Below are 14,659 nucleotides of genomic sequence, written 5' to 3' on the forward strand. Positions count from 1 at the left end.
CGAATGATGGCGAAGCTCGACAGCCGGCGCGCGACGCGCACAACCCTATGAGGTCGTCAGATATGAGCGAGAGCAGTCAGAAGAAGTTGGAGCGCGTCCGCCCGCCGCGGGTGAAGCTCACCTACGAGGTCCACACCGGTGGCGCCCAGGAGATGAAGGAGCTGCCCTTCCTGGTCGGCATCCTGGCCGACCTCAGCGGCAAGCCGGAGAAGCCCCTTCCCAAGCTGAAGGAGCGCAAGTTCGTCGAGATCGACCGCGACAACTTCAACGACGTGATGGCCTCCGTCGGCCCGCGCCTCGCCTTCCAGGTGGACAACAAGCTGCAGGAGGACGGCGGCAAGCTGAACATCCTGCTGAACATGCGCCACATGGACGATTTCCAGCCGGTGGAGGTGCTGAAGCAGGTGCCGACGCTGAGCCGCCTGTTCGAAGCCCGGCAGAAGCTGTCGGACCTGCTGGCCAAGCTGGACGGCAACGACGAGCTGAACGGCCTGCTGAACGACGTCATCACCAGCACCGAACAGCAGGACGAGCTGAAGAAGCTCCTCGGCCCGGTGGCCGGTGCCCCGGCCGGCGAGCCCGCGGGCGAGCCCGCCTGATCCCCCGTCCCGTCAAGCCCAATCAGAACCCCCTTCACGGAGCGAACAGGTGAGCACGGAAACGTCCGTTGAGAGCGCCGCCAGTCTGTCCCTGCTCGACCGCATGATGGTCGAAGGCAAGATGGCGCGCGAAGAGGGCCAGCGGCCCTACGCCCGCGACCTTCTGACCGAATTCGTCGACCAGGTCCTCGCCGAGACCGGCGACGCCTCCGCCATCGACGTGGTCGAGGCGATCAACCAGCGCATCGCGCAGATCGACGAGCTGATCAGCGACCAGCTGAACGAGGTCATGCACCACCCCGACTTCCAGAAGCTGGAAGGCACGTGGCGCGGCCTCAACTACCTCGTCATGAACACCGAGACCTCGACGACGCTGAAGCTGCGCGTCCTCAACGTCTCCCGCAAGGACCTCCAGAAGGACCTGGACAGCGCGGTCGAGTTCGACCAGAGCGCCATGTTCAAGATGGTCTACGAGGCCGAGTACGGCACGCTGGGCGGCACGCCCTACAGCATGCTGGTCGGTGACTACGAGTTCGGCCGCCATCCGCAGGACATCTCCCTGCTGGAGAAGATGTCGAACCTCGCCGCCGCCGCCCACGCGCCGTTCATCAGCGCCGTGTCGCCGGCGATGTTCGACATGGAGAACTTCGGCGAGCTGGGCGCCCCGCGCGACCTGTCGAAGATCTTCGAGACGGCCGAGATGGTGAAGTGGCGGTCCTTCCGTTCGTCGGAAGACTCCCGCTACGTCTCGCTGACCATGCCGCACGTCCTGATGCGCCTGCCCTACGGCCCGAACACCGTTCCGGTCGAAGGCATGAACTTCGTCGAGGACACCGACGGGCGCGATCATTCCAAGTACCTGTGGGGCAACGCCTCCTGGGCGCTGGCCGCGCGCATCACCGACAGCTTCGCCAAGCACGGCTGGACCGCGGCCATCCGCGGCGTGGAAGGCGGCGGCAAGGTCGAGGGTCTGCCCAGCCACACCTTCAAGACCGACGAGGGCGACGTCGCCCTGAAGTGCCCGACGGAGATCGCCATCACCGATCGCCGTGAGAAGGAGCTGAACGACCTCGGCTTCATCTCGCTGGTCCACTGCAAGAACACGGATTACGCGGCGTTCTTCAGCGGCCAGACCACCAACAAGCCGAAGGTCTACAACACCGACGAGGCCAACGCGAACGCCCGCATCTCCGCGATGCTGCCGTACATGCTGGTGTCGTCGCGCTTCGCCCATTACCTGAAGGTGATGCTGCGCGACAAGATCGGCGCCTTCCTGACGCGCAACAACATCACGGACCACCTGAACACCTGGATCGCCAACTACGTCCTTCTGGACGACGAGGCGTCGCAGGGCACGAAGGCCCGTTTCCCGCTGCGCGAGGCCCGCATCGACGTCTACGACGTTCCGGGCCGTCCGGGCGTCTACCGCGCCAACATCTTCCTTCGTCCGCATTTCCAGCTCGAAGAGCTGTCGGCCTCCATCCGCATGGTCGCCGAACTGCCGGCGCCGGAAGCCTGATCCCCTCCCCCCGAACGCATCGTCCGGAGTAAATCCGCATGTCTATGATCATTCTCGATATCCCCAACGTCCAGGGGGAGTCCGCGGTGGAGATCGCCGGGGGCACGGTGTTCAAGGACATGATCCTGTGCGACTCCCTGTCGCAGGACATGACCGTCGAAATGGAGGTGTCGACCAACGCCCGCCGCACGGTCCACACCCCGAAGGTCGAGAACATCACGCTTGAGCGCAAGTGGGACCGGGCCTCGCCCAAGCTGATCTCGCTGCTGCTGCGCTCGGCCAACTCCGACACGGCGAAGAAGCAGTGGACCATCCACTGCCTGAAGCCGATCGGCGACAGCCACCAGTGGGGCGAGTTCCTGACGATCGAGCTGACCAACCCGCTGATCGCCAAGCACAGCCTGAGCGTCAACGAGGGCGACACGACCGAGACCATCGAGATCAACGCCACCGAGATCTACTGGACCTACAAGCGCTACACCGAGGAGCAGAAGCACGAAGGCGGTGGCGGCGTGAAGTTCAACCTGCTGAAGGGCACCGTCTCCGACAGCTGAGGCTTTAAATAGCCCTCTCCCCTCTGGGGAGAGGGAAGGGTGAGGGGGTTGCGCTTCTGCCGAACGCTCCGCGACGCGCACCCCCTCATCCTAACCTTCTGCCCAGAGGGGAGAAGGAACTGAAGCCCCAACGGACACGGCGATGACCCAGCCCAAGACGATGACCGGTGGACGGTCGCTGCTGTTCGAACGGCTGATCGACTTCGAACCGGACCAACCGACGGGCGACGAGCCGTCCGCCACGGTGCTGTCCATGCCAGACCTCAAGGCGTCGATCCGGCGCGAGGTCGCGCGCATCCTCGACAGCCGCAGCACCGGCACGCGCCGCAACGACCTCGGCGGAACGGCGCTGGACTATGGGATTTCCGACATCACGCATCTGGACGCCGCCTCCGACGCCGACCGCCGTCAGGTGGAGCGGATGGTGCGGCAGGCCATCATCGATTTCGAGCCGCGGCTGAAGCGCCCGCGGGTGACCGTCAGCGCCGGAACCGGGCGCGGCACCATGGTCACCAGCATCTCCGGCGAGGTCGTGGCGGGCACCGTCACCGAACGGCTGGAATTCGACGTGGGCCTGCGCGGCCAAGCCGAAATCGGCTGAAAGGACGCACCAGGATGCGGCGCGAGGACCTCCTCGACCATTACGAACGCGAGCTTCTCTACGTCCGCCGGGCGGGCGAAGCCTTCGCGCGCAGCTATCCCAAGATCGCGCGCCGCTTGGCGCTGGGGCCGGATCAGGCCGCCGACCCGAACGTCGAGCGGCTGATCGAATCCTTCGCCTTCCTGTCGGGTCGCCTGCAACTCAATCTGGAGCGCGAGTTCCCGCGCTTCTCCGAAGCGCTGCTCGGCATCCTGCACCCGCAGATGATCGCGCCGATCCCCGCCATGGGCATCGCGCGGATGGAGCCGACGCCCGGCGAGGGGCGGCTGACCGGCGGTTTCCGCGTTCCGCGCGGCACCCCGCTGCACGCCGTGGCCGAGGACAACATCCGCTGCCGCTTCCGCACCGCCTACGACGTGACGCTGTGGCCGGTCGCCGTGACCGACGCCGCGGTGGAGCCGGCGGACCGCTACGACTTCCTCGACGGCGCCGCCACCGCGTCGGTGCTGCGGCTGCGGCTGGAGACGCGCAACCAGTCCTTCGAGAATCTGCCGATCGACACGCTGCGCCTGTTCATCGACGGCGAGACGATCCTCACCTCCGCCCTGCACGAGCTGTTCCTGTGCGGCGTGGTCGAGATCGCCTACGTCCAGCCCGGCAAGCCGCCGGTGCGGCTGCGCGGCGAGAACCTGATCGCTCCCGTCGGCTTCGGCCCCGATGAGACGGTGCTGCCCCATCCCAAGCACGCCCAGCCGGCCTACGGCCTGCTGCAGGAATACTTCGAGTTTCCGCAAAAGTTCGACTTCTACGACCTGCCGCTTCCCCGGGGCCGGCTGTCGGGGGAGGTCGTGGACATCCTGATCGCGGTGTCGCGCCCGCTGCCCAACCGGCTGACCCTGCGCAAGGACAGCTTCGTCCTCGGCTGCACGCCCATCGTCAACCTGTTCAACCGCACGGCGGAGCCGATCCGGCTGAACCACCGGCGCACCGCCTACCGCGTCGTCCCCGATGCCCTGCGCGAGCGCACCACCGAGGTCCATTCGATCCTGGAGGTCAGCGGCCTGCGCGACGGCGACGGCATGCACCACCGCTACGTCCCCCTCTTCTCGCACCAGCACGCCGAGGCGGAGACCGAGCCGCGCGGCTTCTGGCTGGCGGCGCGCGAACCGACCCAGCGGGAGGACGTGCCGGGCACCGACCTGCATCTCAGCCTGCACCACCTCGACCTGACGCCGACCGACCCGGCCGACGAGACGCTCCTCGTCCGCACACTGTGCACCAACCGGGCGCTGGCCGAGCAGGTCCCGGCGGGGGCCGCGCTGATGATCGAGGAATCCGCCCCCATCGCCACCATCCGCTGCCTGCACAAGCCGACGCCCGGCCGCCCCGCCCCGGCGGGCGGTTCCTCGGCCTGGAAGCTGATCTCGCACCTGTCGGTCAACCACCTCAGCCTGACCGGCGACGCCGAGGGGCTGCGCGCCCTGCAATCGATCCTGCTGCTGCACGCGCCCGACGATCCGTCCGCCCAGCACCAGATCCGCGGCGTGCAGGGCCTGTCCTCCCGCCCGGTGCTCCACCGCATGGGACAGGACGCCTGGCGCGGCTTCGTGCGCGGCCTGGAGGTGACGGTGGCCCTGGACGAGCGGAACTTCGTCGGCGCCAGCCCGCTGGTCTTCGGCGGCGTGCTCAGCCGCTTCCTCGGCCTCTACGTCAACGTCAACGCCTTCGCCCAGCTTCGGCTGCGCTCGGTGCAACGGGAAGGGGTCTGGAAGGCATGGTCGCGCCTTGCCGGCAGCCAGCCGGTCCTGTGACGGACCGCCCTCCCCCCTCCTCGGGCCACCCTCCCGCCCTGATCGACCGGCTGGAGGCCGAGCCCTGGGGCTTCGACCTGCTGCAGGCCATCGCCCTGCTGGAACGCGCCGCGCCCGGCTACGCGCCGCTCGGCACTGGCATCGACCCGGAGCAGGAGGCCGTCCGCATCGAACACGACCCGAGCTTCGTCTTCCCCGCCAGCGACGTGGTCGAGGCGCGGCGGACGGAGGACGGGCGCGGCGTGGTGCGTTCCCCCGTTCTCGGCGTGGCGGGCATCAACGGCCCCTTGCCCTACGTCGCCACGGAACTGCTGGTCGAGCGGGCGGCCCGGCGCGACACGGCGGGCTCCGCCTTCTACGACATCTTCAACCACCGCCTGATGTCGATCTTCTACCGCACCCGTCAGGGCAGTTTGCCCCTGCTGGAGCGCGACCCGGAACGCACCCTGATGGCCCGCGTGTTGCGCGCGCTGGCCGGCATCGGCACGCCCGGCCTGGAGCAGCGCCTGCCCGGCACGCCCGATCGCATGCTGCTGGCTTTCTCCGGCATCCTCGCCAACCGGCGCCGGTCGTCGGCCGGGTTGGAGGCGATCCTCGGTGCCGTCTTCCGGGTGAAGGTGCGTGTGGAGAGCTTCGTCGGGCGCTGGCTGCCGCTGGACGAGGAGAGCCGGACCCGAATCGGCGGCGGCTTCGGCGCGCGGAACAACAGCCTCGGCCGCACGGTGGTGCTCGGCCGCCGCGTCTGGGACCAGCAGAGCTGCTACGCCATCGAACTGACGCTCGACAGCCTGGAGCGCTTCCGCGAGTTCCTGCCCGATGGGCGGCATCACCAGACGCTCTGCGCGCTCGCCCGCTTCCACACCGGGGACGGCATGGATTTCCGCATCGTGCTGGTGCTGGAAGCCACCAAGGTGCCGCCGACCCGCCTGTCCACCAAGCCGCCGGAGGGCAGCCGCCTCGGCTGGACCTCCTGGCTGCGGGCGCCGGGCCGCCCGAACCTGAAGGACGGGCGCCTCACGCTCGACCCCGCCCCGCCCGCAACGTCATCCCAGGGAGCCGTCCCGTGACCGCCGACATCAAGTCCCTCATCGGTAAGCTCGACCGCGACGGGCGCAAGGTTCTCGAACGCTCCGCCGCGCTGTGCGTCTCGCAGACCCATTACGACGTCGAGGCGGAGCATGTGCTGCTCGCCCTGCTGCGGCTGAAGGACGCCACTGTCGCCGGCATTCTGCGCCATTACGGCGTCGAGGCGGGCCGGCTGGAAACGGAACTCGAAGCCGCGCTGGACCGCATCCGCCGCGGCAACAGCCGCACCCCGGCCTTCTCACCCCGCGTTCCGGAGATGCTGGAGACGGCGCTGCTGATCTCCGTCACCCATCTGGACAGCCCTCAGATCCTTCTCCCGGCCATCCTCTGGGCCGCGGTCGCCTGCGATTCCGTGCGGGCGGTGGTCACGGAGTCCGCCCCCTCCCTGCTCGCCCTGCCGCGCGAGCGCACCGCCTCCGACCTGCCGGAGCTGGTCCGCGCCCTTAAGGCGGGCGGGCCGTCTGCCGCCGCCGCCGAGTCCTCTCCCGCCGCCGCTCCGGTTTCCGCCGCCTCGGACGGGCGGGCCATGCTCGACCAGTACAGCCAGGACCTGACCGCGCAGGCCAAGGCCGGGAAGATCGACCCGGTGATCGGGCGCGACCGCGAGATCCGGCAGGTCATCGACGTCATGATGCGCCGCCGCCAGAACAACCCGATCCTGGTCGGCGACCCCGGCGTCGGAAAGACCGCCATCGTCGAGGGGCTGGCCCTGCGCATCGCCGAGGGCGACGTGCCGCCGCCGCTGCGCGGCATGGTCATCCGCACGCTGGACCTCGGGCTCCTCCAGGCCGGGGCCGGGGTCAAGGGTGAGTTCGAGAACCGGCTGAAGTCGATCATCAAGGAGGTCTCGGCCTCCCCCGTGCCGATGGTCGTCTTCATCGACGAGGCGCACGCGCTGATCGGGGCCGGCGGGGCCGCCGGCCAGGGTGACGCCGCCAACCTGCTGAAGCCCGCCCTGGCGCGCGGCGAATTCCGCACCATCGCCGCCACCACCTGGGCCGAGTACAAGAAGTATTTCGAGAAGGATCCGGCGCTGGCCCGCCGCTTCCAGCCCGTCTCGGTGCCGGAGCCGGACGAGACGGCGGCGGCGGCCATGCTGCGCGGCCTCGTCCGCCGCTTCGAGGAGCATCACGGGGTCAGCGTGCTCGACGACGGCATCGCCGCCGCGGTCGCCCTGTCCGCCCGCTACATCCCCGCCCGCCAGTTGCCCGACAAAGCGATCAGCGTGCTCGACACCGCCTGCGCCCGCGTCGCCATCGCCCGCAGTTCCAAGCCCGAAGCCATCGAGGCGATGGAGCGCGAGGACGCCATCCTGGCCCGCGAGGCGGAGCGGCTGGAGGCCGAACCCGGCACCGCCCACCACGCCCGCCTGTCGCAGATTTCGCAACGCCGCGGCGCGTTGGCCCTGGAGAAGGCCGCGCTCGACGAGCGCTGGACGCGCGAGCGCGATCTGGTCGATGCGGTGGAGGCCGCGTTGAAGGCCGGCCACACCGTGGAGGCCGCCGCGGCCACGGAAAAGCTGAAAGCGATCCAGGGCGACAGCCCGCTGGTCCCGCACCGGGTGGACGGCGCGGTGGTCGCCGCCGTGGTGTCGAACTGGACCGGCATCCCGGTCGGCTCGATGTCCAAGGACGACCTGGAGGTGGTCGCCACGCTGGAGGACCGCATGGCCGCCCGCGTCGTCGGCCAGCCGCAAGCGCTCCAGGCCATCGCGCGGGCCGTGCGCGGCTACCGCGCCGGGCTGGGCGAGCCGCAGCGCCCCATCGGCGTCTTCCTGCTGAGCGGCCCCAGCGGCGTCGGCAAGACCGAAACCGCCCTGGCGCTCGCCGAGCTGCTGAACGGCGGCGAGGACAGCCTCATCACCATCAACATGTCCGAGTATCAGGAGGCCCACGCCGTGGCGACCCTGCGCGGCGCCCCGCCGGGCTATGTCGGCTACGGCAGCGGCGGTGTGCTGACCGAGGCGGTGCGCCGCCGCCCCCACGCCGTGGTGCTGATGGACGAGGTCGAGAAGGCCCACCCCGACGTGCTGGACATGTTCTATCAGGTCTTCGACAAGGGGGTGCTGGAGGACGGCGAGGGCGTGGAGGTGGACTTCCGCAACACGCTGATCCTGCTGACCAGCAACCTGGGCGACACCGAGCTGTTCGCGCTCGGCCGCGAGGCGCTCGACGCCGGGCGCATCGGCGAGGCGCGGGAAGAGGGGCTGGCCGCCATCTCCGACGTGCTGCGCCGCCGCTTCCGCCCGGCCTTCCTCGGCCGCCTGTCGGTCGTGCCCTACTACCCGCTGAGCGAGGCGCAGATCCGCCGCATCGTGACGATGAAGCTGGACAAGCTGCAACGCCGCACCGCCGGAAACCGCGGCGCCGAGCTGGCCGTGACCGACGCGGCGGTGGAGGCGCTGGTGCTGCGGGCGCTGAACTCCGACGCCGGGGCGCGCATGATCGACACGCTGCTGTCGGAGTTCGTGGTGCCCGAGGTGGCGATCCGCATCCTCGACCGCGTCGCCGCCGGCCAGCCGGTGGGCCGCATCACCGTGGACCACAGCGCGGACGGCCGCTTCACCGTCGGCGTGGACGGCACGGCGGCCTGACCGGGGAGCGGCGAGGATGGCGAAGCGCTTTTCCCAGGACGGCCAGTACCTGTCCATCACCACCCCACTGGGGGCGGACGCGCTGGCGCTGCGCACCATCGTGGGGGAGGAGCGGCTGTCGTCGCTGTTCACCTACCGCGTCACCATGATCTCGTCGGACGAGGACATCGCCTTCGACCGCGTCGTCGGCAAGGCGGTGACCGTCGCCGTCACGCTCGGCGACCAGGAGACGGTGCGTTACATCAACGCCATCGTCGGTCGGATCGAGCTGACCCACGTCGACGACCGCGGCCAAGTCGCCCATTACGAGGCGGAGCTTCACCCCTGGCTGTGGATGCTGACCCATTGCGGCGACTGCCGCATCTTCCAGGAGAAGACGGTCCCGGAAATCGTCGAGGAGGTCTGCAAGGGCGCCGGCTACACCGACCTCAAGAAATCGCTGACCGGGACCTACGCCAAGCGCGAATATTGCGTTCAGTACCGCGAGACCGACTACAACTTCGTCGCCCGTCTGCTCGAAGAGGAAGGCATCTTCTATTACTTCACGCATGAGGACGGGAAGCACACGCTGGTGCTGGGCGACGGGGCCAACGCCTTCGCCAAGAGCCCGCTGCTCGACGCCTTCGAATACCGCACCACCGAAGGGCACGACGACGAGGACCATGTGCTGAACGGGCTCAGCGTCGAGCGGCGGGTGACGACCAAGAGCTACGGCATCGACGGCTACCATTTCGAGACGCCCTCGACCGACCTCTACGCCACGGCGGAGGGCGCGTCGGGCTTCGGCACGGTCAGCGACTACATGGGCCGCCACACCACCTCGTCGGATGGTGAGGCGATGGCCAAGCTGCGCCAGCAGGCCCTGGCCTTCCCCGGACGCCGGGTGCGCGGCAGCGGCGAATGCCGGTCGCTGGAGGCCGGGACGCGCATCACCGTGTCCGGCCACAGCAAGAGCGACCTGAACGCCGAGTATGTCCTGTATTCCGTGCGCATCGACGGGGCGAGCGGCCATTTCAACGCCCATTTCACCGCCTTCCCGCCGGACCTGCCCTTCCGCCCGCTCGACACGGCGGTGAAGCCGCGCATCCACTCGACCCAGACCGCCATCGTCGTCGGCAAGAGCGGGGAGGAGATCTGGCTCGACAAGTACGGGCGCATCAAGGTGCAGTTCCACTGGGACCGGCTGGGCAAGAAGGACGAGAAAAGCTCCTGCTGGGTCCGCGTCGCACAGAATTGGGCGGGCAAGAACTACGGCATCATGTTCTTCCCACGCGTCGGGCAGGAGGTGGTGGTGACCTTCCTCGACGGCGACCCCGACCGCCCGCTGGTCACCGGCTCGGTCTACAACGCCGAACAGACCGTGCCCTACACGCTGCCCGACGATTCGACCAAGAGCACCATCAAGACCCAGACCTCGAAGAACGGCACCGGCAAGTTCAACGAGATCCGCTTCGAGGACAAGGCCGACGCCGAGGAGATTTTCGTTCACGCCCAGAAGGACATGAACGTCGAGGTGTTGAACGACGTGACCCGCCTCATCAAGCACGACGAGGTGGAGACGGTCGAGAACGACAGCACCATCGATATCCAGCACGACCGCAAGCTGACCGTGAAGAACGATCACAGCATCACCGTGTCGGACGGCAACGAGACTCACGAGGTCGCGAAGGGCACCCGCACCGTGACGGTGAAGGACAACGAGACCCACACCAACAAGGCCGACTTCATCCACAAGGCCGACGGCGACTACACCCTGACCGTGAAGGGCAACCTGACCATCGACGTGACCGGCGACGTGGTCATCAAGGGCAAGTCGGTGAAGGTGACCGCCACCTCCGGCGAGGTCGGCGTCAAGTCCGGCACCGGCATGACGCTCGACGCCGGCGGCGCCTTCAACGCCAAGTCCGGCATGGCGATGGAGATCAAGTCGGGCATGGGCATGGACGTCAAGGCGAGCATGGCGATGAACCTGAAGGCCGGCTTCGGCCTGACCGCCGAAGGGCTGACCGCCACGCTGAAGGCCCAGACCATGGGCGAGGTCAGCGCCGGCGCCATCATGACCGTCAAAGGCACCCTGGTGAAGGTGAATTGAGATGGCCGACGATACCGGATCCGATCCTCAACCCGTGGAGGAGCGCGACGAGCAGGGCCGCATCGTGCGCAGCGGCGAGATGCGCGACGAACTGTTCCACGGCCTCTTCACCGCCTACGGAGAGGACGGGCATCCCATCCTGCGCGCCCGGCTGCGCGCCGGGAAGCTGCACGGGGAAGTGCGCAACTACGCGCCCGGCGGCGCCCTGGTCCAGGTGGCGGAATACGCGGAGGGCGTGCAGCACGGCCAGACCACCTTCTACGCCAACGCCCGCCCGACCTGCCGCATGACCTACCGCGACGGCCTTCTCAACGGCCCGTCGGTTTTCTTCCACGAAAGCGGCACGGTGGCCGCCGTCTTCCAGTATTGCGACGGCAAGCGCGAGGGCGAAGCGCTGTTCCACAGCCCGCAGGGCCGTCCGATGCGGCGGGAGAACTACGCCAACGACCGCCTGCACGGCCCGGTGCTGGGCTATTACGACGACGGCACGGTGAGCGAGCGCGCGGCCTTCCTGGACGGGCTTCAGGACGGGGTGCTGCGCCGCTTCTTCCCCTCCGGCGCGCTGATGCAGCACGGCGTCTACCGCCGCGGCCTGCTGATCGAACCGCTGCGGACCTATTCGGAGGATGGCAAGGAGATCGCCGTGCTTCACCCCCCGGCGGGGTGAGGGAAACCCTTGGGGAGGTCTTGCCCCCTCCCCGGCCCTCCCCCGCTGTGCAGGGGAGGGTGCCTTACGCGAAGCGGCGGCAGTCCCCTCCCCTGCGAAAGCGGGGGAGGGTTAGGGTGGGGGCAACACCGCCCACGCAATTCACGGCGTCTGCACCGTGAACTGCCCCGGTACGACGATCTGGATCACCCCGCCCCAGTTGCACATGAGCTTGCTGGTTGAGGTCAGGGCCGGCATGTTGCCGACCATCACGGTCGGGGCGCCGGGCACCCAGGGGGCGACCGTGCAGGGAACGCAGGGCTGCGGCTTGATCACGCCCGGCGGCGGCACCGGAATCATCGAGGCAACCACCGGGTTGGCCGGGCTGGTGCACACGCCGAAGGGCGGGATGTTCATGATCGGCTTGTTGTCCATGATGTTCGCCATCGGCGGGCCGCCGGCCATCGTCCGGTTCAGCGGCAGCACCACCAGGGCGGATGGCGCCGCCCCGAAGCTGCAGGTCATCATGGCCCCCGCGCACACCGCCTGACTCATCCCGTCTCTCCACACCGAAACGTCCAGGGCAAGAGTGTGCGCCTCCGCCGGTCCGCGGCAAGCGGTCCCTGGACCGGATTGGTCCGAATTCGCTTCAACCCGGCGGAGACGGGCCGAAGCCGTCGAACAGGCCCGGCTCGGCCTCGGTCTCCGGGTCGAGCAGGTCTGTGCAGCCGACGCCGATCAGGCGGATCGACCGCCCGGCCGGCTCGGCGTCCAGCATCTCGCAGCCGGTCTGCCAGATCAGCCCCGCCGACCGGGCGGGCGGATCGACCCGGCGCGAGCGGGTGATCGTCTGGAAATCGGCGGTCTTCATCTTCAAGACCACGCTGCGCCCCCGCAAGCCCGCGGCGGACAGGCGGCGCGCCACCGTCTCGGCCAGCGGCAGCAGCGCGTCCTTCAGTGCCCCCTTGTCGGCAGTCTCCCAGTCGAAGGTCGTCTCGGCGGAAATGCTCTTGCTCGGCGACTCCGGCTCCACCCGGCGGTCGTCCTGACCGCGGGCGAAGCGGTGCAGCAGGCGGCCCATCTTGCCGTGGCGGCGCACGAGGTCGATCTCCGTCCAGCCACGCAGGTCGCCGACTGTGCGGATGCCGTCCGACTGCAGCTTGCGCTGGAGCACCGGCCCGACGCCCCACAGGATCGACACCGGCTTGGGCGCCAGGAAGTCCAGCGCCTGCCCCCGCCCGATCACCGAGAATCCCCGCGGCTTCTCAAGGTCGGAGGCGATCTTGGCGAACAGCTTGTTGTAGCTGAGCCCGACCGAGGCGGTGATACCCAGTTGGTTCTCGAAGCGGCGGACCAGTTCGGCCAGCGCCTGGGCCGGGCTGATGCTCAGCCGCTCCGCGACGCCGGACAGATCGAGGAAGGCCTCGTCGATGGACAGCGGCTCGACCAGCGGGGTGAAGGCGTGCATCAGCTCCCGCGCCTGCCGGCCCACCGCCTTGTACTTCGCCATGTCGGGCCGCAGCACGACGGCGTCCGGGCAGGCCTCCAGGGCCTGCCACATCGGCATGGCCGAGCGCACCCCGGCCATCCGCGCGATGTAACAGCAGGCGGCCACCACCCCGCGCCGGTCGCCGCCGATGATCAGCGGGCGGCTGACCAGCTCGGGCCGGTCGCGTTTCTCCACCGTGGCGTAGAAGGCGTCGCAGTCGATGTGACCGATGGCGAGGCCATGCAGTTCCTCATGCCGGACCAGCCGCCGGCCGCCGCATTTCGGGCAGCGCGGCTCGCTCCCGCGGAGGGCCGCCGCGCAGTCGCGGCACAGGACCTTGCAATCGTCGAACACAGCCATGGCCGCAGTCTAGCAGCAGCGCGCCCGCGGCGGGGAAGGAATGTTCCTGTCCCGTTCCAGTTTTCCGCTCAGAAGCGGAAGCCCCGGTTGAGCAGCCAGCCGAGCAGGCCGGTGAAGACCAAGGGCTGGTCCTGCACCAGCAGGCACAGGCATTCCCCGTCCGCATCGGCCACGGCGTGGTGCGGCGTGCCGGTGTCGTAGGACGCCACGTCGCCGACCCGGTAGGCCCCGAACTCGTCGGAGAAGCCGCCCTTCATCACCAGCAGCATCTCGCTATCGGTGTGGCGGTGGGCCGGCACCCGTGACCCCGGCGCCATGCGCAGCAGGCAGGCCGAGGCCGTTCCTGCGCTGACGCCCCAGGCCGACAGGTGGACGCCCGGAACGACGCGCACCCACTCCAGCGCCTCCGGCTCCGCCCCGATGGCGCGGCGCAGCGGGCCGGGAAACAGGCTCTTTCCGGCCGGCGTGGGAACGGGTGCCGGCGCGGCGATCGTCGTGTCGAGCCGGGTCATCAGAGTGCCGAACAGCGAATCGGAGACCGGTTCCGGCGGAAGATCCGACAGCAGGACGCCGCCGCAGGCTTCCAGTTCCGTGACCTGCGCCCGGCAGTCCGGGCAATAGGCGAGATGCGCGGCGACCAGCAGCGACTGCACCTCGCGCAGGCTGCCGGCGGCGTAGTCGAGAAGCAGTTCGGGGGCGGGATGATGGGCCGGCACGGTCACGTCCCCTCTCCGAAGGCCCGGCGCAGGCGGACGAGGGCCAGCCGCAGGCGGGTCTTCACGGTACCCAGCGGGATGCCGCGTTCGGCGGAGATTTCCGCATGAACCTTGTCCTCGTAATAGGCGAGCCGCAGCACGTCGGCCTGCTCCGGCGGCAGATTGCCGATCACCGCGCGCAGGCGGAAGGCCGTCTCGGCCGCTTCGAACTGGTGATCGGGCGTCGGCTCCTCGCCACCGTCCGACATCAGATCGTCGGGCTGAAGCTCGGGCCGCCGTTCCTGCCGGACGCGGTCGATCCGGCGGTTGCGGGCGATGGTGTAGATCCAGGTGGAGGCGCTGGCCAGTGCCGGGTCGAAGCGGTCGGCCCGCAGCCACACCGCCATCATGACGTCCTGGACCAGTTCCTCCGCCGCACTGCTGTCGGCCCCCAGCCGGCGCATATAGGCTTTGATCCGCGGCGCGAAATGATCGAACAGCGCGCGGAAGGCGGTGGAATCGCGGTCGCGGGCAACGGCAAGCAGGAGTTGCTCGTGGTCCGGCATGGTGGGGTCGTTCGAATCGGCCTTCAGCATGCCAAGGATAAGTCTTCG

13 protein-coding genes are annotated in these 14,659 nt (G+C 69.0%); 9 read left to right on the forward strand and 4 right to left on the reverse strand.

Features of this window, described 5'->3' with window-relative positions; all coding sequences use genetic code 11:
• Window positions 1-62 precede the first annotated feature (62 nt).
• From tssB to AMK58_RS18885, 9 genes are all read left to right on the forward strand, one after another.
• Complete coding sequence (gene tssB, locus AMK58_RS18845) at window positions 63-599, forward strand: type VI secretion system contractile sheath small subunit (protein ID WP_014198564.1); 537 nt, start codon at window positions 63-65, stop codon at window positions 597-599.
• 49 nt (window positions 600-648) lie between these two features.
• Entirely contained in the window at window positions 649-2,118 is a 1,470-nt protein-coding gene (tssC, locus tag AMK58_RS18850) for a type VI secretion system contractile sheath large subunit (protein WP_014198563.1), read from the forward strand.
• Between the two features lie 38 nt (window positions 2,119-2,156).
• Window positions 2,157-2,672, forward strand: coding sequence for a type VI secretion system tube protein Hcp (locus tag AMK58_RS18855; RefSeq protein ID WP_051140557.1), 516 nt, complete (start codon window positions 2,157-2,159; stop codon window positions 2,670-2,672).
• 142 nt (window positions 2,673-2,814) lie between these two features.
• Window positions 2,815-3,273, forward strand: a complete 459-nt coding sequence (gene tssE, locus AMK58_RS18860) for a type VI secretion system baseplate subunit TssE (protein ID WP_035678019.1) — start codon at window positions 2,815-2,817, stop codon at window positions 3,271-3,273.
• A gap of 14 nt (window positions 3,274-3,287) precedes the next feature.
• On the forward strand, window positions 3,288-5,084 hold the full coding sequence (gene tssF / locus AMK58_RS18865) for a type VI secretion system baseplate subunit TssF (RefSeq protein WP_035678022.1): 1,797 nt from the start codon (window positions 3,288-3,290) through the stop codon (window positions 5,082-5,084).
• Entirely contained in the window at window positions 5,081-6,151 is a 1,071-nt protein-coding gene (tssG, locus tag AMK58_RS18870) for a type VI secretion system baseplate subunit TssG (protein ID WP_236778239.1), read from the forward strand. The genes tssF and tssG overlap by 4 nt, the downstream gene beginning before the upstream one ends.
• On the forward strand, window positions 6,148-8,763 hold the full coding sequence (gene tssH / locus AMK58_RS18875) for a type VI secretion system ATPase TssH (protein ID WP_059399284.1): 2,616 nt from the start codon (window positions 6,148-6,150) through the stop codon (window positions 8,761-8,763). The genes tssG and tssH overlap by 4 nt, the downstream gene beginning before the upstream one ends.
• A gap of 16 nt (window positions 8,764-8,779) precedes the next feature.
• On the forward strand, window positions 8,780-10,855 hold the full coding sequence (locus AMK58_RS18880; protein ID WP_035678033.1) for a type VI secretion system Vgr family protein: 2,076 nt from the start codon (window positions 8,780-8,782) through the stop codon (window positions 10,853-10,855).
• A gap of 1 nt (window position 10,856) precedes the next feature.
• A complete protein-coding gene (locus tag AMK58_RS18885) occupies window positions 10,857-11,522 on the forward strand; it encodes a toxin-antitoxin system YwqK family antitoxin (protein ID WP_035678035.1) in 666 nt (221 codons plus the stop codon).
• 141 nt (window positions 11,523-11,663) lie between these two features.
• Here the strand turns inward: AMK58_RS18885 and AMK58_RS18890 are convergent, their stop codons facing one another.
• The 4 genes from AMK58_RS18890 to AMK58_RS18905 form a co-directional block, all read right to left on the reverse strand.
• The gene (locus AMK58_RS18890) at window positions 11,664-12,056 is read right to left on the reverse strand and encodes a DUF4280 domain-containing protein (RefSeq protein WP_014198555.1); all 393 of its coding nucleotides are present in this window, start codon (window positions 12,054-12,056) and stop codon (window positions 11,664-11,666) included.
• A gap of 94 nt (window positions 12,057-12,150) precedes the next feature.
• Window positions 12,151-13,350, reverse strand: a complete 1,200-nt coding sequence (locus AMK58_RS18895; protein ID WP_035678037.1) for a DNA polymerase IV — start codon at window positions 13,348-13,350, stop codon at window positions 12,151-12,153.
• 68 nt (window positions 13,351-13,418) lie between these two features.
• Window positions 13,419-14,072, reverse strand: a complete 654-nt coding sequence (locus AMK58_RS18900) for a ChrR family anti-sigma-E factor (protein WP_035678040.1) — start codon at window positions 14,070-14,072, stop codon at window positions 13,419-13,421.
• Window positions 14,069-14,641 carry a sigma-70 family RNA polymerase sigma factor gene (locus tag AMK58_RS18905; RefSeq protein WP_051140560.1) on the reverse strand — a complete coding sequence of 191 codons (573 nt, stop codon included), beginning with the start codon at window positions 14,639-14,641 and terminating at the stop codon, window positions 14,069-14,071. The genes AMK58_RS18900 and AMK58_RS18905 overlap by 4 nt, the downstream gene beginning before the upstream one ends.
• Between the last annotated feature and the right edge of the window lie 18 nt (window positions 14,642-14,659).

Origin of the sequence: Azospirillum brasilense, assembly GCF_001315015.1 — a bacterium.
Lineage (GTDB): Bacteria > Pseudomonadota > Alphaproteobacteria > Azospirillales > Azospirillaceae > Azospirillum > Azospirillum brasilense.

What these genes read in the sequence shown, in the direction of transcription:
- tssB (WP_014198564.1), top strand. Translation starts at nt 63, where the DNA reads ATGAGCGAGAGCAGTCAGAAGAAGTTGGAGCGCGTCCGCCCGCCGCGG.
- AMK58_RS18855 (WP_051140557.1), top strand. Translation starts at nt 2,157, where the DNA reads ATGTCTATGATCATTCTCGATATCCCCAACGTCCAGGGGGAGTCCGCG.
- tssE (WP_035678019.1), top strand. Translation starts at nt 2,815, where the DNA reads ATGACCCAGCCCAAGACGATGACCGGTGGACGGTCGCTGCTGTTCGAA.
- tssF (WP_035678022.1), top strand. Translation starts at nt 3,288, where the DNA reads ATGCGGCGCGAGGACCTCCTCGACCATTACGAACGCGAGCTTCTCTAC.
- AMK58_RS18880 (WP_035678033.1), top strand. Translation starts at nt 8,780, where the DNA reads ATGGCGAAGCGCTTTTCCCAGGACGGCCAGTACCTGTCCATCACCACC.
- AMK58_RS18885 (WP_035678035.1), top strand. Translation starts at nt 10,857, where the DNA reads ATGGCCGACGATACCGGATCCGATCCTCAACCCGTGGAGGAGCGCGAC.
- AMK58_RS18890 (WP_014198555.1), bottom strand. Translation starts at nt 12,056, where the DNA reads ATGAGTCAGGCGGTGTGCGCGGGGGCCATGATGACCTGCAGCTTCGGG.
- AMK58_RS18895 (WP_035678037.1), bottom strand. Translation starts at nt 13,350, where the DNA reads ATGGCTGTGTTCGACGATTGCAAGGTCCTGTGCCGCGACTGCGCGGCG.
- AMK58_RS18905 (WP_051140560.1), bottom strand. Translation starts at nt 14,641, where the DNA reads ATGCTGAAGGCCGATTCGAACGACCCCACCATGCCGGACCACGAGCAA.